This is a genomic window from Acinetobacter celticus (assembly GCF_001707755.1).
Lineage (GTDB): Bacteria > Pseudomonadota > Gammaproteobacteria > Pseudomonadales > Moraxellaceae > Acinetobacter > Acinetobacter celticus.
Window position 1 is genome coordinate 33,621 of the sequence record NZ_MBDL01000012.1, and the last position, 18,899, is coordinate 52,519.

Sequence of the window (18,899 nt, forward strand, 5' to 3'; positions counted from 1 at the left end):
TATTATAAGGCATTTTTTCGAAAAACCCGCAGAAAATCCTATTTTTGCAATGTCGCCTTTGAAATGACAGGCTTAGTTAGACCAACAGCGACAAGTTTTGACACAATATTCGCCCCAATACCGAATATTGCAGTCATAAAGGAAATGTATATCCCGCATTGTCCTATGCTATTATACCGCCACTAAATTTGGCCTTTGTAGCGGAGCCGTAATGAGCCAACATCTTTCTCTACCTAAAGATAAAATTCGTTTCTTGTTGTTAGAAGGCGTTCATCAAAACGCAATTGACGCATTAAATGCTGCCGGATACACCAACATCGATTATCGTAAAACAGCGCTTGAAGGTGAAGCACTGAAAGAAGCGGTAAAAGATGCTCACTTCATTGGGATTCGTTCACGTACTCAACTGACTGAAGAAGTTTTTGAAGTAGCGAATAAACTCATTGCTGTGGGTTGTTTCTGTATTGGTACTAACCAAGTGAACTTAAATGCTGCCATGATTCGTGGTATTCCAGTATTTAACGCACCATATTCAAATACACGTTCTGTGGCTGAATTGGTGCTTGCAGAAGCGATTCTCCTTCTTCGCCGTGTTCCTGAAAAATCAGCAGACACACACACAGGCGGTTGGAACAAATCTGCAGTCGGTTCATTTGAAACTCGTGGTAAAACGTTAGGTATCATTGGTTACGGCTCTATTGGCTCGCAACTTTCAGTGTTAGCTGAAGGTTTAGGCATGCACGTTATTTACTATGATGCTGTAACTAAATTACCTTTAGGTAATGCACGTCAAGTTGGCTCTATGAACGAACTTCTTGCCAATGCAGATGTAGTTTCTATTCACGTGCCAGATGTTCCATCTACACGCAACTTCATGGGCAAAGAACAATTTGCGCAAATGAAAGCGGGTTCAATCTTCATTAATGCCGCACGTGGTACTTGCGTTCTTATTGATGAACTTGCAGATGCGATCAAATCGGGTCACATTGCGGGCGCTGCGGTTGATGTGTTCCCGAAAGAACCAAAAGCCAATGGTGAAGAATTCGTTTCTGCCCTTCGCAACTTGCCTAACGTGATTTTAACGCCTCACGTTGGTGGTTCAACCATGGAAGCACAAGCGAATATTGGCCTTGAAGTGGCTGATAAATTTGTCGCTTACTCAGACAAAGGTATGACTTTATCTGCTGTGAACTTCCCTGAAATTGCGCTTCCATTGACTGAAGGTAAACACCGTTTACTACACATTCATAGAAACGTACCGGGTGTTTTATCTAAAATTAATAACTTGTTTGCTGAACATGGCATCAACATTTCTGGTCAGTCATTAATGACGAAAGGTGATGTCGGTTATCTTGTGATGGATGTAGACGCTACTGCATCTCAAGAAGCACTGGATACACTCCATGAAGTTGAAGGCACAATTCGCGTTCGCGTATTGTTCTAATTTAACGTTATTGAAAAACCACAGGCCTCGGTCTGTGGTTTTTTTATTGTTTAAAATTTTGTAATAAATCTCCTGCTCTTCGATGCATCAAACCAAATTTAGTAGATTGAATGCATGATTAATTTAAAAAACACTCCCCATATTCAAGCCCTGCTTTTGCTCCTGATTGCCATGATCAGCATACAAAGCAGTGGTTCTCTTGCCAAAATTCTGTTTCAGCAGTTCCCTATTTTAACGGTGTCGAGCCTACGCCTTTTGTTAGGCTCGATTATTTTGGCCGTTATATTTAAAATATGGAAAATCAATTTCAAACAGGTGCGCTGGAAAGCCATCGTGAGCTACGGCATTGCCTTAGCGGGTATGAACGCGCTGTTTTATTTATCCATCGACCGCTTACCGCTTGGTATTGCTGTTTCTTTTGAGTTTATTGGCCCCTTAAGTGTGGCGCTGTACTATGCACGACAGAAGTTTGATTTTGTGTGGGTCGGATTGGCTATCGTGGGTCTTGTACTGCTTTTCCCTTTTGATCAGGCCTCACAAAGTTTAGACCCTTTAGGGATTGCCTTTGCTTTAGGTGCAGGTGTCTTCTGGGCAATATATATTGTCGCAGGTCAAAAACCGTCTGGGGTCTCAGGCAATCATACGGTGTGTTTAGGCATGTTTGTCGGCATGCTCTGTCTATTGCCCATTGCACTCTTTACGGGTATGCCTGCGTCGGTATTTGAGCCCTCAAATCTCATCTATTTTATTGCCCTTGCAGTCTTGGCGAGTGCCTTGCCTTTTTCTTTAGAGATGATTGCACTACGGAATTTATCTGCTCTTAGCTTTGGCACACTGATGAGTGTCGAACCCGCAATTGCTGCACTGTCAGGCTTTGTGTTTTTGGGTGAACAATTGTTATGGACGCAATGGCTAGCGCTTACTGTCATTATTGTTGCCTCAATTGGTTGTACTGTCACCACGCAAAAAGCAAAAAAATAGAGCGAAGGTTAAAGCAATAAAAAAACCACACCGAAGTGTGGTTTTATCTATTAGCGAGGTATTTCGCAAAACTCTTCAGAATCCGATACAGAGGCCTGATACATAAAAATACTGAGCAATGGATTTTCGTCTGGCTTAGACCAGAACCATCTTTTAATTTAACTTTGGCCGCAATGCAACTGAAGCCGATATACACTGTACAAAGACCAAACCTGCATTTTCAAATTTAAAATCCCAGTTCCAAGTTGAAAAATGTGACTCTGTGGCATGTACAGCTAGCCCTGTTATAGATGAAAGTAAAGCAACCACTTGCCGTTGGCTGGCATAGCATTCAAATCACTACTTTGAATATCCCAAGGTGAAAATTCAACTGTCACGGCACCTGTTGCAGGTTGGCCATTTGGCAAGACAAAGGCATTTGCAGGAATCGTAATTTTTGCCTGACTATAAATAGACTCAATAACCTGTGCATCTTCAATTTTTGCAACATTTACAGTCTGCTTAACCATAAGTAAGTTTGCAGTAATGTGATCTAAATCTTTTACAGCAACCACAACAGATTGATGAATAAAGCCTGCTCGGGTTAAGCGTACAACAACAGAAGTCGCTGACTTTGGAAGATTCACTTTAAATTTTGCTAAGCCGTTACTGTCCGTTTTCACCACCTGACCAGCAACACTCATTTCTACATCGGCTAATGCCACACCTTGCGCAGACTGGATTAAAGCAGAAATAGACCTTTCTACCATAACTTCACTCGGTTCTACTGAGGAGCTCGAGTCACGACTTGAACCACACCCCGTCAATGTCATTCCCAACATACAAGCAAGCGCGATATGCTTTAATTTTATTGTATATATCATTATTATATTTTCTATTAAAAAAAACAGCCCATTATTATTCTTTTGATTTTTAAGTACAATTTCTCTCTATTTTTCACATGAAGATATTTTTAATTTATATCTACCGTTGGTCAAATGCTACACGGAAATTGCTATAATCGGAACACTTTAAAATCAGCACACCTCACACCTGTGAGCAAATACACATGCCAAACGCCCAATATATTGCTGTGCTGTACATGGTTCTGTCCATGATTTCCTATCAAATTAGTGCTTCTTTTGCCAAGCAACTTTTTACCGTATTAGACCCACTTTCAGTCACTATTTTAAGACTATGTTTTGCGGCTATTATTGTCTGCGTCATGTTTCGTTCATGGCAAATTTTTAAGCGACTGCCTTATTTAAAATGGCGAGATTTACTCTGCTACAGCACAGCCCTTTGTTGTATGAATGTGCTGTTTTATATGTCCTTAGGCAAGCTCCCACAGGGCATTGCAGTCGGTTTAGAATTTATTGGCCCACTGGGTTTAGCACTGTTATCTATTCAACGGCGTAGCGATTATATTTGGGTGCTGTTGGCCATTATTGGCATTGCTTTAATGGTGCCTTGGGGACAAACCACGAGCGCTAACTTTTCGCTTGTTGGTGCAGCCTGTGCCTTGGGTGCAGGACTGTGTTGGGCATTTTATATTTATTTTGGCCAAAAAGTCGTCCATCAAAATATGGGTATGCATGCCTTGACCATCGCCATTAGTCTCTCCGCCTTGGTTTTATTGCCCATTGGTTTATATAACAATGCCCCTGCTTTATTAGAAACGCAATATTGGGGTAAGGCCTTAGCCATAGCAGTCTTGGCCACAGCCATTCCCTATGCGCTCGATTTAAAAGCGTTAAAACAACTCAACAAACTCAGTTACGGTACACTTTCAAGCCTTTCACCCGCTTTGGCTGCACTGGCAGGATTAGTCCTTTTAGGTGAAAAAATAGGGACATTGCAATGGCTTGCCTTATTCTGTGTGATGCTTGCATCTGTTGGCGTTACCCTGCGTTCGGCACACAGTCACGCAACCGAATCCAAATAAAAGAGATACTCTTGTTGGTTTAAATGCCGATGTACTTTATCCAATCATTTTTTAGTCATGGCAAGCCAGCCATCTATGTCAGGCTATTTTTATTAACTTTTCAGAAAGCGCTCTTTGTCTGTCATGGCTCTGGCGTAAAACTTCAATCTATGCATTGTTCTATTGACCTCTGGCTATGTGCTCTATGATCGCTAAAAATATTTTGATCAAGATGAGCGACATCCCTGTGGATTCTTATTTTTATGCAAAGACGTACAAGCATACGGTTCAATTTTGTGACTTTGAATTAACCTGTGAAAAATATTTGATAGCTTAAACGAAGAATAAGAATGACCACCAAAATAAGAAAGAGAATTCGAATAAACCCACTGCCATATTTTAATGCCATTTTTACACCCACCACCGAACCAATGACATTCGCCACAGCCATCATTAAACCGAGACTGAACAACACATGTCCTGTGGGAATGAAAAAACTTAAGGCTGCAAAATTGGTCATAAAATTACCAATTTTAGACAAAGCAGAGGCATGTAAAAAATCCACTTTTAAAAAGCGAATAAAATAAAAAATAAAGAAACTGCCCGTCCCTGGCCCAAAAATTCCATCATAAAAACCAATGACCAAACCACCAATACCCGCCAATACCAAAGTTTTTGTGGTCAGGCTTTGTTGAAAATGAACTTGGCCAAATTGCTTCTTCATAAAGGTATACGTTGCAATAATAATCAACATGACCAATACAAAAGGTTTTAGAATCGATTGCGGAATTAGGGTGACACAAGCCGCACCCGCAAACGAACTAATAAAAGCCGCAATCCCAATCACCACCAATAACTTCCACGCCAATTTAACCCGACGCAAATAGGAAAAAGCTGCCGAAGCTGTTCCACAAATGGAAGCCATTTTATTGGTGCCAAATAAAGTGGCGGTCGCCATATTTGGAAAGGCATTCATTAATGCAGGAATTTGAATTAGCCCCCCGCCTCCCACTGCGGCATCAATCGCCCCAGCAAAAAAGGCAAAAAACAACAGGCTTAAGATGATTTCAATTTCCACAGTTTTGGCCTTAAATTTAAATAAAGTACAGGGCTTACAAGTTCAATACGCGCTTTGGCACCAAACGTTTTCGATCGGTAATTTCTGCTAAACCTAAGCACTTTTCACCATCAAAGACCAAAGCTTCGGCAACGGCTTCATGTTCAATATTACTCTCCATACCACGACAGAAATATTCGGCACGACCTTCAGGCACTTGAACTTTCGGGAAATGATCGACAGGCGAATATACTGAAAGCAACAACGCATCGCGCTCCACCTCAGTTAAGCTTTCTAGGTACTCAATGGTATAACTTGGAATTAAATCGAAATGGCCGGTTTTAATACGGTGCAAGTAAATTAAATGCCCATAAGTACCCAAGGCTTCGGCAATATCTTCACCTAAAACCCGAATATAAGTTCCTTTTGAACAAGTAATATCTAGGCTAATGGTGTTTTCTGTAAAAGATAAAAGTTCAATGGCTTCAATGGTGATGGGTCTGGCTTCACGTTCAATTTCAATACCTTTACGTGCCAACTCATACAGCGGACGGCCGTCTTTTTTCAGTGCCGAATACATCGGTGGTACTTGCTGAATATCGCCAGTAAACTGGGTTAAAACCTGCTGGATAATTTCTTCCGTCAGTAGCGGTACTGCTTTTTCAAGAAGGCGCTCACCCTCAACATCACCCGTAGTGGTGCTATGACCCAAAAATACGGTAGTTTGATAGCGCTTCACCGAATCAAGTAAATAATGAGAAAACTTGGTTGCCTCACCTAAGCAAATTGGCAGTAAACCCGAAGCCAGCGGATCTAGTGCGCCTGTATGACCTGCCTTTTGCGCACGGTACAACCAACGGACTTTTTGCAAAGCCGCATTCGAGCTAATGCCTAAAGGTTTATTTAATAAAAAAACACCACTAAGGTGACGACGCTGAATTTTAGGAGAGGATGATTTCATGATAAAAATAAGCGAAAGAAAACGTCACAATGTTAACCGAATATTTACAACATTTCTGTGATTTTGTGCAGAACTTATGGCATATTCAGTCCCACCGCATAATATCTAAAACAAATAAAATGGAAAAAGGTGCATGAGGATATGCAAAAACATAAATTATGGCTGATTGTGGTCATTATTCTATTGGCAATAGGTGGATTGATCTATTGGTTAGCACCAAAGAATACGCAAACTATGGCTTCGCAACATTCAGAACAAAGCTCGAATCCTTCAACCAATGCTTCAACCTTACCCCAAACAACCAGTCCCAACGGCTTGCCTTATTTCAGCCCAAGTCAGCAAGACACGCAAATTAACTGTCAGATGAAGCTAGATGGCTCGCAACATTTAATCGTGAATGAGCAAACCCGTAACTGTTTTGAATATTTTATTACCCAATATGGTGAAAAATCGCTTGATCAAATTCAACAAGATTTCAATGCCTATATTCATCAAAACTATAAAGAACCTGCCCTTTCGCAAATTTTAGATTTGTGGAAACGTTATATGAATTATCGCGAGCGCTTAGGATCACTCCAAACGCCAAATATCAGCCAAGATGATCCGCAATATTATCGAGCTATTTTTAACAGTACGCAAAATTTGCGCAAACAGTTTTTCTCTGACTATGAAATTGAAGGGCTTTTTGGCCCTGAAAATACCTATCATGAATACACTTTAAAGCGTCTGGATATCATTCATCATAAAAAACTCAATGAAACCGAAAAAGCCCAAAAACTCAAAGCATTATTTGATGAGCTACCAGAAGATTGGAAAGAAAATTTAGAGCAACTCAATAAGCTTGAAGACTTACGCAAATTGACAGCAGATATCAAAGCGCGTGGTGGCTCTGCAGAAGAAATTCATCAAATGCGAACACAATTGGTCGGCCCAGAAGCAACACAGCGACTAGAGGTTTTAGATAGCCAACGTTCAAACTGGAAAAGTTCGGTTGATGGTTATTTGATTGAACGTGATAACATTATTAAAAGTGGCATGAGTGATGGCGCTAAGCAAAAAGCTGTACAACAACTGCGTGCGCAACATTTTCAAAATAAAGAGGATCAATTACGTGTAAATACCTTTGAGTCTATTCATGATCAAGGCGGAAAGCTCCCTTATAGCGAATAAAAGCAATCAGTCCCTTATAAGCTAAAGATGTCTAAGCCCATGTTTCGGTGGTGATACCAGAAACATGGGCTCAATCATGAATAAAAATATTGATGACCATGTATGAAGTGGCTTAGTACAAACCACCCAGTTGCTTGTATTGATCTTCTTCTTATGTAAATTGGCCTACTGTCTTATGACAATAAAAGATCATGGTCATCGAGTTTTACCTTGTGGTGGTCATATTGTCCACATCATGTGTGCTGACTACAAACTAAATCATCCAAATTTAGCCCATATATTATTTGCTCTCAAAACTTCTTCACAGCACCGCCAGCATCCTATTTCATGAACATGAAATCACTTAAAACTGTAAATATTTATCGGTCTATAAGAACCTGCGAGAATCATTGCGCAGACTTTTCTCTTCGAAATTATCTCACTCAAAATTTGTTACAACTCTAACTGCATCCTATCCCGCAATGATTGCAAAAATATAGCCGTACTGTTCTTATATCTTTGACAATAAAAATTGTCAGTGTCTGAAAATAAAAACAATTGAGAATTTATTATGAAATATAAACTGTTATTCGCTAGCCTACTCACGGTCAGCACCATCCACATGGCCGTTGCCTCTGAAGCCACCCAAGTGACGACCACAAAAGTTAGCTCTAGCTATGCGAAAACGAAATACCCGATTGTCTTTAACCACGGTATGGCAGGCTTTATTACGCTTGGCACAAACCAATTTGGCTTAGATTATTTTTATCAAATTTTGCCTGATTTAGCACGCAACGGTGCGAATGTTTGGGCAACCCGTGTTTCACCACTTAATTCCACCGAAGTCCGCGGTGAGCAACTTCTGCAACAAGTATTGGAAATTCGCGCCATTACAGGTGCACCCAAAGTGAATTTAGTCGGACATTCACATGGTGGCCCGACCATCCGTTATGTGGCGGGTGTGCGCCCCGATGTTGTGGCCTCTTTAACCAGTGTTGCAGGCCCAAATAAAGGCTCACCTGTCGCAGACTTAATTATAAAAGCAGAAAGTACAGCGGTTGAAGCCCCTCTTGTTGGTGCAGTCAACTTCTTGTCTAAAGCTATTGTTTGGGCCCAAGGCTTAGATCCTAAAAGCTACCCACATGATGCTTTGGCAGGTGGTAACAGCTTGACACTTGCTGGGTCTGCTCTCTTTAATTCCAAATTTCCCTTAGGTATGCCAACCACCGCCTGTGGCGAGGGCAAAGCACTCGATCAGGGAATTTATAATTACTCCTTTACTGGTGTAGGCACTATTACCAATCTTCTAGATCCTGACTCTGCCTTAAAAGTCACTAGCCTCTTAATTGATGGTGGTAAAAATAATGATGGTTTAGTCTCTAAATGTAGCGCTAAATTTGGTAAAACCATTCGCGATGATTACAACTGGAATCATTTAGATGAAGTTAATCAATTCCTTGGATTAAAAGCATTGTTTGCTCCAGACCCTGTCGATGTTTACCGTCAACATGCTAATCGTTTAAAACTTCAGGGACTCTAATTTGGCCTTTCAAAGCGAGGTTAAAATATTTCAGACATAAAAAATGCGCCAAAAGGCGCATTTTTTAACTCAAGTAAAAACTTAAAATTAAGCTTTAACTTTACGAGCTGGTAATTTTTCACGAATACGTGCAGCTTTACCAGACAATTCGCGTAGGTAGTAAAGTTTAGCGCGACGAACAGCACCACGACGTTTCACTTCAACTTTAGCTACGATTGGAGAATGTGTTTGGAAAACACGTTCAACACCAACACCGCTAGAAATTTTGCGTACTGTAAATGCAGAGTTTAAACCACGGTTTTTAATCGCAATTACAACGCCTTCAAAAGCCTGAAGACGTTCACGATCGCCCTCTTTAACTTTTACAGAAACAATAACTGTATCACCTGGTGCAAATGCAGGTAGATCAGTTCTTAATTGTGCGTTTTCAATAATTTGTACTAAAGGATGCTTACCGCTCATGGGGTATCTCCAAAGTGCGAGTCAGAAGAGGTCTAATCATCGCTGGGTATAGAGGCTAAAGCGCATAGACCCGATTATCTTTCTCTTTATTGTTGACCATCTCAATCAATAAAGAGCCTATTAAAGAATACTTAAAATTGAATTTAAGTATTGGTATCTTTTAGCCATTTTTTTTGCTGTTTAGTCAGTTCCACCTGTTCCACCAACTCTGGGCGACGCTCAAGTGTACGCTGATAACGTTGCAAAAACCGCCATTTTTCAATGTTTGCATGATGACCTGACTTTAAAACATCAGGCACATCCAAACCTTCAAAATGATCTGGCTTGGTATATTGTGGACAATCTAACAGACCATCCACAAATGAGTCTTGCACGTGTGATTGTTCATCAGACATTGCACCCGGAAGTCTCCGAATAATACTGTCCAATAAAACCATCGCAGGTAATTCACCGCCAGATAAAACGTAATCTCCAATTGACCATTCCTGATCAATATATTTCTGGATCAAACGCTCATCGACCCCCTCATAACGCCCACACAATACAATCAATCCATCATATTCGACAAACTGCTGTACCGCAGGTTCATTTAAGGTTTTTCCTTGTGGGGACATATACACCACAGGAACATGAACTGCGCCTGCTTGCGTTGCAAGCTCTTTGGCATGTTGGATTGCTTTCGCCAAAGGCTCGGCCATCATCACCATGCCGGGACCACCACCGAATGGACGTTCATCCACTCGTTTGTAGTTCCCATCAGCAAAGTCACGTGGATTAATACAAGTAATTTGCATCAAATCACGTTTCACTGCACGCCCGCTAATACCGTAGGCTGTAATCGCTTCAAACATTTCAGGAAAAAGCGTAATGACTGCAAAAAACACCGCAGACTCCTCTATTTTCCTGCTGCGATAATCCTAAAAGGATTAATAATCTACGCCCCAATTGACGTAGATACGACCAGCTTCAAGATCAACGCGCTGTACCACATCTTTATGCCATGGAATCATACGCTCTTCAGCATCAACGCTATCTGGTGTTGCGTGAACCACCATGACATCATTGGCACCTGTCTCGAACAGTTCATGGATTTTTCCGAGATTTACTTCTTGTTCAGCATCATCCAAACCTAACACTGTTAAGCCTTTCAAATCTGTCCAGTAAAACTCATCCATTCCTGCTTTCGGAAGTTGCGATTGAGAAATCCATACATTAGTACCCACTAAGCTATCTGCTGCAGTGCGGTCAAGGACCCCCTTCAACGAAACAACCAAGCCTTTACCATGCGGTTTCCAGCGTTTTACATCTACTGTTTGCCAACCTGCTTTGGTCTCAATGTACCAAGGCAGATAGTCAAAGATGTTGCTCATAGGTTCTGTATTGGAATAGACCCAGAGCCACCCATTTAAGCCATATGCTGAACGCAGCTGTCCAATCTGAATACGATCTTCTGGCACATTCTGTGTTGGTGTCATGGGTTACCTGCTACGTTAATTTTCAAAAATTATGCAGCAACTGTAGCTTTTTTAGCTTGAGCAGCTAAAGAAGCAACACGTTCTGAAGGTTGAGCACCTTGAGAAACCCAGTGTGCAAAGCGGTCAGCATCTAAACGAAGTTTTTCTGCTTTACCTTGTGCTGTTGGGTTGAAGAAACCAATACGTTCGATGAAACGACCGTCACGTGCATTACGGCTATCAGTCACAATGATTTGATAGAACGGACGTTTTTTAGCACCACCGCGAGCAAGACGAATAACAACCATGATAGAACCTTATAGTTTTTACGGATTATCCCAGTACCGACCATCGACACTTTTCAAACCCCTTTCATAGAGGGCAATATTTTACGTTATCTTTCCGCTGAAAGAAAGGTCAAAATTTATTTATCCACAATTTTAAATTTGGAACTTATTTACTGTCCCAGTTTGAAGTTCCACTTAAGGCACAAGTCGATGCACCTCTAGTCCAACACTTTTCACCACGATGATTTAATATATTCACACCATCATTTTCCTGTGAGGACGCAGTTATAGGAGTAGCAGTTAGGGTCCATGTATTTGCCGCAACATTCGTCAATGCCACCGTATATAAAGGATCACTCCCCTGAGGAGTTGCAAGACTACCATTTGCATTAAGTGTATAGCCGAATGTTGCCAATGTAATAGGGTCACCATTCGCCAACAAAAATCTAAAATTTGACACTTTATAACGTTGAATTTGACTCGCTAAAGCGATCAGTTCTGCCTGAACTTCTACACGTTTCGTTTTTCGTACATGCTCCTGATAAGATGGATACGCAATAGCAGACAAGATACCAATTATTGCAACCACAATCATAAGCTCTATGAGAGTAAATCCTTTATTCATTTACCACTCCTCACTGCCATTCGCTGTACTACCACAACTTTCAAAATCGACATTAGCTGTTGTTTTATTCTTACAACGCATCCCTGTACTCGTAAGTAACATCGTAAAATTTTTATCGTCTGAACTCACAGCTTGAATTGCCCAATTCCGACCTGTTGCATCATCATCTGTTAAATCTAAATCTGGATCATTTCCATCTCTGATCGTCAATGTATATTTAATCGCAGAGCCGATTGCTCCCACAGGTAATGTTGCACTTGTCGTCATAAATCTTCGATAACTAAAATTACGCGCTTTATGCCGATCTAACAAAGTAGCCAATCTCTGTATCTCTTGCTGTGCCTGACTGGCTACCGCGCGTCGTGCATACTCTTGGTATGACGGTATAGCAATTGCTACGAAAATCGCAACAATTGCTACAACAACCATTAGTTCGATCAATGTAAATCCAGAGGACTTTATTATTTTTTTCATAATCCCTCCTGATTAGCGACGATCATACCAACGCTGAGGAATCAGTTTGTTCCCAGTATTGTAACGTTTATCTAAAATAGCATTGCCTGTGATCCCTGATGTATCTACGTTTGCAACAATAAGTCGCTGCATCCCACTACCATCACCTGCACCAACAGCACCACCGACAATACCAGCCCCCATACTTAACCTATAAGAAGTAGATGTTCCACCATTACATTGACCATATGGCATACAGAATAAAGTCATAAAGCTTTCTCCCTTCACACCGGCACCACAGTCTCCTGACATTCCATTTCGACTTCCATCAAAAGTAGTTACAAACATGTCATTATTAATAACCAATGGTGTCGACATCACCTTCTCACTCTGTACTAAAGAGGATTTAAATAAGTAATACCAACCTTGAGTTAGAGCATAAGAGGCTCTATAAGAAGTAATAGCAAATCTATTGGTATTATCAAGCGCAACGAGTTGATTAATTGCAGTGGTTCCAACATTACTTTCCTCTGCCAATAAGTTCACACCTTTGGTATGTAAATCATCAGACGTGACACTATATGCATTTGTACTCGTTAAATTAAATAAATCACTTCTCGCTACATCTTTATCATATAAATTATAAACACCATCATGTTTGTAACTGGTACTTGTACTATATTCTGCGAGAGGCTGGCTTCGATTTCCGCTACCAATCGATACAACACCAAAAATTGTTCCACCTTCTGAATATGTGGAAAAACCAGGCATTTCAAAGAAACGTGGGCTATGAGCGCCATTGTTTAAATTCAACACTTTCGTAGGCTGTTTAGCAAATAATGCCGTATTCGTACCCACCTTATTATTTAAATCGATACGCCAAACCTGACCACCCAAGTCACCAAAGTATAAATGATCAGTTAAACCATCAGAATCGCGGTCCACAGCTTTAATCTGACTCACCACACTATATTTCATGTCTACATCATAAGAACTGGCTGTACCCGCTGTTGGGGCATAAGTCGGACCTGGATTTGCTGTTGTTGGTGATGTGTGTACTGTTGCATTCGCACTTGCCCACCACAACAAACTACCATCGAGCGCATCAAACATATATACACCTGAACCAATCTTATTGGTTTGAGCATAGTCATTATATTCATAACCACGGTAATATTTGATTTTTGCTTGTTTCGTTGCGCGTTCTGCCACTGTAGTCTCAGGCATGCTACTAATGGATGTTGGTAGCCCCTCAGCATCATAACCACCACCTACTAACATGACGAGTTTTTTGGTCCCTTTCCAATTGATCCAAGTCAAAGTAGGCTTAGACCAGCTTTGCCCCATACACGCAAGCGGATTTGTACTCGAACACTGACTTAATGCAGGCGGGGTTATAGTAAATTTGAGTGTTGGATTATTAATATCAGCTAAGTCCAGCGCATAATAATTGCGCCCACCCATACGTAAACCACCATAAACAATCTGTTTCCCTGATCGACTATTTAAACCTGCACCAACGGTTAACATATCATCTGCAGCATTCACATATTCAGTATAAGAAGTCCAAGGCCCATCAACCCCATAATACAATTTATCCATTCCCCCGATAGTCGTATCAAAGTTTAATAACGCATCCTTTTGGTTTTCAACCATGCTATTCGGTAAAAATGCAAACTTTTCTTCCCCACTATCAGCATCAACTATATGTAAAACACCTTGCGTGGTTCCAAATAAAATATAGTCATCTCGCCCTTCAGAACCGAGAGCACCATTTTCATATGTCACTTTCCCTTGGTTTGTGAGAAGTAATGGCGAAGAATGCATTACAGCACCCACCTGACGTAACTCCTCCGCTTGAGCAATCGACGTATTTGTAATAGTTTGAGGTTGTTTGGCATTTACACGATAACCAAGCAATGATAATAAATATCCTCTAGCTGGATCAGTGCTGTTGACCAAACTTAAATCCAACGCTCTTAATGTAGTTGCATCCAAATATTCATTATTTGTTGCTGTTGCAGGTCTGTCTGTTAATATTTTGCGCTGCATTGCGCCATTAGTATTTGAACGTAGTTTTAACCGTGATTTTACACCACCAACCAATCTATTTTTACTGCTACCAAGAATTGATTCATCATCCTGATTTACACTCGTAACCGCATCGGCAGACCATAAATCGTAGTTATCACCAATTTTACCTTGACTATTGACAAAAACATCATCGTTTTTATCGACCAACGTACCTGTACTCGTAACTTTATACTTTTTCAGGTTACCCGCCCATAATTGATAGCTCTTATCAGGGGTCGGTTGGAACTGTGGATAATATGCATAGTTTTGCAATGCAGCAGGATTTAATTGATCATTTGGGATCGTTGATGTTCCCGTTGTTACAGCTGGAATTTCTGTTGACAAGTTATTAATAAAGTCGTTTACGCTATCAATAACGTCTTGAGAACTTGTACCTGCATACCAACCACCTTGACCCCGAATACCCCAACGTGCTGCACGTTTTTCGTCATCATCCACTGTGCCTAGTAATGCGATATTTTCTTCTTCAGATAAATTTTTATTATAAGATGGGATTGAGTTATAAGCTGAACCGAACCCAACAACAGCTGTTTTGAGTTTTAAATCACGTGGGCTAGCATTGGTTGTTTGATTTAAAAGGCGAGTATTAAAATTCTCTACGCAATCCCACCCTCCGCCTGAATCAGAGCATGTGAAACTACTACTACCTGCTAGCGCACCCTGCATTAAACTCTGTGCCGAATTATTACCATTTGGCACACCATCGGTTAGTACATAAATACCTTGACCACTACACTGCTTGGTATCTGCATCTGGCTCTAACTGTGCAGACAAGGAAGTCGGCATTTTATATTTTAGTTTATCATCTGTTAAAGCGCCACTAGCAGCAGCGTATTGCCCAGATGCTGAATTATGAGCAGCGTAATAACATGTAGCACTATAATTACTATTACCAGACCTATATGTACAACTATGACTGCCAAAAGCTCGAGCTAGAGTACCATAAGAATAGCCATCACTTTGGCAATTATTTGTTGTACTCGAAGCTAAACAGCCATACCAAGTATTATTAATTTTAGCAAACTTATAACTCCCTCCAGCAGTCGAAGTGCCTAACATATAAGCAGCAGCTTCTGCATAGGCATTCGCTGTTGGTGTTCCTCCATTTGCTTCCAAGTTCGCAACTTCGGTCATTAGGCTTTTACGATGTGTTTCAGAGGCTAGTGTGGTTTCCGTATCCAGACCTAAACGCTCAACAGGAATACGAACCTGCCCCCGAGTACCATCACCATTAATAGAATAGGTTGTCAATCCAAAAAATTTATCTTTACCAATTGCATTTGCGCCATATAAAAGTTGGTACATTGCATCTTTAACTAAAGTGATACGATCATAATAAGCAGTAGATGCTCCATTCTTATAATAATATTGCGGGTTACCACCATCATCATCATCAAGTCCAGAAAGACTTGGTTCACTAGTTAGCGCATAAGTACAATCCGTTTTATTTACTGATGTACTCCCTGATGCTGCTCCTCCACAACGATACCATTTACGGTTATTTCTCCCACCAGAGCGCATGTAATAGTATTCAGGACTACTAATTGCACAATAACGTCGATTATAAGAAATTCCATTCCCACTAAATGCAGTCTCTCTAGCACCGCCGCTACAACTCGTCAGCTCCTGATTATTTGCATCGAAATATCTCATACTTCCTGAAATATCCAATACAAACATCAAAGAGATATTTCCTGAGCGTGCTTGTTGATAAATCTCAATATCACTCGCATATGAAGCAGTTGCACTAAACACAAATCCTGTCATAAGCGCTGATAGGTTCACAGCCAATGCTTTCTTTAAAGGATGAGCTATAAGTTGTTCTTTCTTTTTAATTTTCATTTCATTCACCCTTAAAGAAATGCCTGACCTAACGTATATTCAGTGACATGTGTTGTAAAAGGCACATTTAAATCCGATAGACAATTTGCTACACCATTCGTTGAACTATTACTAATATGACTATCTAAACAATCATCAATATCATCCGTATCTGCTGAAGTAAGTGCAGGCATCAGTGAAGTCGTATTCACAATCACTCGATCTGTTTTTTGAATTTTAGATAGTTCTTCATCCGTGCCACGAACTGAGTCTTGAAATGGCGTAGATGACGCCGAATTTGTAAAACTCACAGATACTTGGGTCATGACAGCTCTACGTTCGCTGGTAAAAAAGTTTGCATTATTCGCTCCTGTTCGACAGAAGCCACTTACTCCTTGATCCGTATTCACGATATTCCCACTGTCATTCACGTAGACCATGCTCGCTTGTGACAAAGTAAAGAATTGAGCTCTGTTCCCTCTATAACAAAAAACTAACTCCTTACCCTTGTTTTTAGGACCTTTAATAAACCCAAACATGCCATCAGCAGCTAAACTACGTAATAAATTATTTGTATCTTCAACATTAAACGTTGCAGCATCAGAGTTTTGAATCATGAGTTGTTGAGCTTGACTGTTAGTCGCAATATTTAATGACACCATACTTTGACGAATGGCTAATGTACCAATAATAGTAATCGCCAATAAAAGAATTAATACGACTATGAGTGTCGAGCCATGCTGTTGTCTAATCATCACTTTCTCTCCCCCAACGCGTTACGTATTGCAACCTCTTGCGTCACGACCTGACGAATAAAACCTTGTGGATTACCATTCGTCCCGATCTCTACGTTTTGATCTAATACTACAAAAATATTGTTTTGTGCAGTTGAAGCCTCTCGACCTATTGACTGTCCTGAACGTGCTAGCACACCTAGGCTCACCCCCAAAATACGAGGCTTAACACCTGTCAAGGCCATATATTCGTGAATACCTATATATCGGCGACTCCCAGCTACATCACTCACATTTAGCAATACACGAAAATGATCAACACGTTTCATAATGATTTCACCAGCATCACCATAACGAGCGAGATTGGTGTCACTATAATTACCAGCATCACATGCCAAAGCTAAAGGGTTGCTCTCTCCAGCTCCAGCATTTTCATCTACTCGCAAAAAATAACGCTGAATAACCATACGATCCACTGTCGTAATTGCTCTTCCTTCGCAATCAAAACCACCTGTTTGTGCAGGTTTATACTGAATTACGAGTTGATCACTGTTTTGAGTCACATTCGATGCACCAGTCCACTCATTATTACTACCAACTGCATCACCATTACTTTGGCTTAATAAAACTTCGCCTACATCAGCTTGAATTCCTGCAGGAAAATTAGACTGACTCAAAACAACACCGCCATGAAGCAAAGTGTCATTCATCGCAGCTTCTACAGTATCTAAATTGGCTAACCTGAGATCTTGAGTTATATAGTTAAGACCAAAATTTGCATTGTCTTGTAAGTCTGCCATTCCTTGTTGTACTTGACTACTTTTCATTCCCGTCAAAAACAACATTACTGCTGCTGCAACCACAATAAGTCCAAGAGCCAAAGCAATCATAAGCTCAATAAGTGTAAAGCCTTTTTGTATTTTCATTAGTAGGCCTCCATCACTAAACAAGTCGATTCATTACGGTAAGCACCAGCTGTAGTACAGTTATTCAAACCATCTGCATTGGTTGCACTAGTATCCCCCCATGCCACATAAATACATCTGCGCTCATTACTTATCCTTGGACAAGCAAACATATTGACTGTCATCCCTAGCCGTTGGGCATACAGATTCGTAAGTGCAGCATCAAAACGTGCCATTTGTGCTGTTGTACAAAATGTCGTGTAACAATTCGGATTAGTAATGTTGGTTGCATTTCCCGCAACAGCCGTAGCATAAACAGCCAACTGATCACGATTAACACGAACTTTCTCAGCCAAGTCGCGTGCCAAATTAATTGCTTGCACACGATTAGCACCTTCACTAGATGCCTCAATTGCTCGATATTGCAACGCCACAAAACCAAGCACACCAACAGCAAGGATCAGCAAGGCAACCAATACCTCTATTAACCCAACACCTGCTTGCTTTTTTATAGTTATCATGAACAATCCCCCTCAACGATCTGCTGGATCGCCCCCATCTTAGATATTGTGACCATTCTGGAATATTTAGGATCAGATGATGCATCACAAATTTCAAAACTCGTATCTGTAGCAATGATTTGATTTGCCAAAGGGTCTTTCACCAAGCCTGTCGGCATAAAAACTATTTCAGCCGTCCGTCCACTCTTTAAACTTGACTTACCGGCTGGCATCCAATTCAACTTATCCTCTGTATCTGTATCCGCAGACAATAATTCAACTGTAATTTCTCTGCGCTCTAGAGCCGCTTTTGCTCTTGCCTGACTCAAGATAGCAACTAATTCTTTTGTACTTTTATTTAAATTTTGGCGCTGTAACATATCCCCAAAAGAAGGTGCAGCCATCATGGCGATAATCGCTAACACAGCAATGGTCACCATTAACTCTATTAAGGTGAATCCTTTTTGTTTATTCTGCATACTCCCTCCCCAAGGCAATAAGACCTTTACCTATTAAAAATCATATCTAC

Annotated in this window: 19 protein-coding genes; 5 read left to right on the forward strand and 14 right to left on the reverse strand. The window is 40.7% G+C overall.

The features are described from left to right. The first annotated feature begins 211 nt into the window (after positions 1–211). Both serA and BBP83_RS12595 read left to right on the forward strand, forming a co-directional pair. Positions 212–1,444 (forward strand): phosphoglycerate dehydrogenase, encoded by a 1,233-nt coding sequence (gene serA / locus BBP83_RS12590; protein ID WP_068889098.1) that lies wholly within the window; start codon positions 212–214, stop codon positions 1,442–1,444. A gap of 114 nt (positions 1,445–1,558) precedes the next feature. Further along, positions 1,559–2,425, forward strand: coding sequence for an EamA family transporter (locus BBP83_RS12595; RefSeq protein ID WP_068889100.1), 867 nt, complete (start codon positions 1,559–1,561; stop codon positions 2,423–2,425). Positions 2,426–2,709: 284 nt separating this feature from the next. On the opposite strand, the gene BBP83_RS12600 is transcribed toward BBP83_RS12595, so the two are convergent. Continuing rightward, positions 2,710–3,288: a hypothetical protein gene (locus tag BBP83_RS12600; RefSeq protein ID WP_171258103.1), complete on the reverse strand. Its 579-nt coding sequence runs from the start codon at positions 3,286–3,288 to the stop codon at positions 2,710–2,712. A 185-nt stretch (positions 3,289–3,473) separates the two neighbouring features. Here BBP83_RS12600 and BBP83_RS12605 point away from each other — a divergent pair, with 185 nt between their 5' ends. Continuing rightward, entirely contained in the window at positions 3,474–4,349 is an 876-nt protein-coding gene (locus BBP83_RS12605) for an EamA family transporter (RefSeq protein ID WP_068889104.1), read from the forward strand. 286 nt (positions 4,350–4,635) lie between these two features. Here the strand turns inward: BBP83_RS12605 and BBP83_RS12610 are convergent, their stop codons facing one another. Then, entirely contained in the window at positions 4,636–5,406 is a 771-nt protein-coding gene (locus BBP83_RS12610; protein WP_068889106.1) for a sulfite exporter TauE/SafE family protein, read from the reverse strand. Between the two features lie 34 nt (positions 5,407–5,440). Then, positions 5,441–6,346, reverse strand: coding sequence for a tRNA pseudouridine(55) synthase TruB (truB, locus tag BBP83_RS12615; protein WP_068889108.1), 906 nt, complete (start codon positions 6,344–6,346; stop codon positions 5,441–5,443). A 141-nt stretch (positions 6,347–6,487) separates the two neighbouring features. Between truB and BBP83_RS12620 the strand changes: the two genes are divergently transcribed. Both BBP83_RS12620 and BBP83_RS12625 read left to right on the forward strand, forming a co-directional pair. Continuing rightward, positions 6,488–7,516, forward strand: coding sequence for a lipase secretion chaperone (locus BBP83_RS12620; RefSeq protein ID WP_068889110.1), 1,029 nt, complete (start codon positions 6,488–6,490; stop codon positions 7,514–7,516). Between the two features lie 550 nt (positions 7,517–8,066). Further along, positions 8,067–9,035: an esterase/lipase family protein gene (locus tag BBP83_RS12625; protein WP_068889112.1), complete on the forward strand. Its 969-nt coding sequence runs from the start codon at positions 8,067–8,069 to the stop codon at positions 9,033–9,035. An 87-nt stretch (positions 9,036–9,122) separates the two neighbouring features. Here BBP83_RS12625 and rplS read toward each other — a convergent pair whose 3' ends face one another. The 11 genes from rplS to BBP83_RS12680 all read right to left on the reverse strand — a co-directional run bounded on the left by rplS (position 9,123) and on the right by BBP83_RS12680 (position 18,849). Next, positions 9,123–9,497, reverse strand: coding sequence for a 50S ribosomal protein L19 (rplS, locus tag BBP83_RS12630; protein ID WP_068889114.1), 375 nt, complete (start codon positions 9,495–9,497; stop codon positions 9,123–9,125). A 143-nt stretch (positions 9,498–9,640) separates the two neighbouring features. Further along, positions 9,641–10,381, reverse strand: a complete 741-nt coding sequence (gene trmD / locus BBP83_RS12635) for a tRNA (guanosine(37)-N1)-methyltransferase TrmD (protein WP_068889116.1) — start codon at positions 10,379–10,381, stop codon at positions 9,641–9,643. 42 nt (positions 10,382–10,423) lie between these two features. Beyond that, positions 10,424–10,972 carry a ribosome maturation factor RimM gene (gene rimM, locus BBP83_RS12640; protein ID WP_068889118.1) on the reverse strand — a complete coding sequence of 183 codons (549 nt, stop codon included), beginning with the start codon at positions 10,970–10,972 and terminating at the stop codon, positions 10,424–10,426. Positions 10,973–11,001: 29 nt separating this feature from the next. Further along, complete coding sequence (gene rpsP, locus BBP83_RS12645) at positions 11,002–11,259, reverse strand: 30S ribosomal protein S16 (protein ID WP_068889120.1); 258 nt, start codon at positions 11,257–11,259, stop codon at positions 11,002–11,004. Positions 11,260–11,404: 145 nt separating this feature from the next. Continuing rightward, a complete protein-coding gene (locus BBP83_RS12650; RefSeq protein WP_068889128.1) occupies positions 11,405–11,863 on the reverse strand; it encodes a type IV pilin protein in 459 nt (152 codons plus the stop codon). Beyond that, positions 11,864–12,337 carry a type IV pilin protein gene (locus tag BBP83_RS12655; protein WP_068889129.1) on the reverse strand — a complete coding sequence of 158 codons (474 nt, stop codon included), beginning with the start codon at positions 12,335–12,337 and terminating at the stop codon, positions 11,864–11,866. A gap of 12 nt (positions 12,338–12,349) precedes the next feature. Further along, on the reverse strand, positions 12,350–16,252 hold the full coding sequence (locus BBP83_RS12660; RefSeq protein ID WP_068889131.1) for a pilus assembly protein: 3,903 nt from the start codon (positions 16,250–16,252) through the stop codon (positions 12,350–12,352). 11 nt (positions 16,253–16,263) lie between these two features. Next, the gene (locus tag BBP83_RS12665) at positions 16,264–16,986 is read right to left on the reverse strand and encodes a pilus assembly protein PilX (RefSeq protein ID WP_171258104.1); all 723 of its coding nucleotides are present in this window, start codon (positions 16,984–16,986) and stop codon (positions 16,264–16,266) included. After that, positions 16,986–17,891 (reverse strand): prepilin-type N-terminal cleavage/methylation domain-containing protein, encoded by a 906-nt coding sequence (locus tag BBP83_RS12670; protein ID WP_068889133.1) that lies wholly within the window; start codon positions 17,889–17,891, stop codon positions 16,986–16,988. Before BBP83_RS12670 ends, BBP83_RS12665 begins: the two co-directional genes overlap by 1 nt. Continuing rightward, positions 17,891–18,391 carry a type IV pilus modification protein PilV gene (gene pilV / locus BBP83_RS12675; RefSeq protein ID WP_068889135.1) on the reverse strand — a complete coding sequence of 167 codons (501 nt, stop codon included), beginning with the start codon at positions 18,389–18,391 and terminating at the stop codon, positions 17,891–17,893. Before pilV ends, BBP83_RS12670 begins: the two co-directional genes overlap by 1 nt. After that, positions 18,388–18,849, reverse strand: coding sequence for a prepilin-type N-terminal cleavage/methylation domain-containing protein (locus BBP83_RS12680; protein ID WP_068889137.1), 462 nt, complete (start codon positions 18,847–18,849; stop codon positions 18,388–18,390). The genes pilV and BBP83_RS12680 overlap by 4 nt, the downstream gene beginning before the upstream one ends. Between the last annotated feature and the right edge of the window lie 50 nt (positions 18,850–18,899).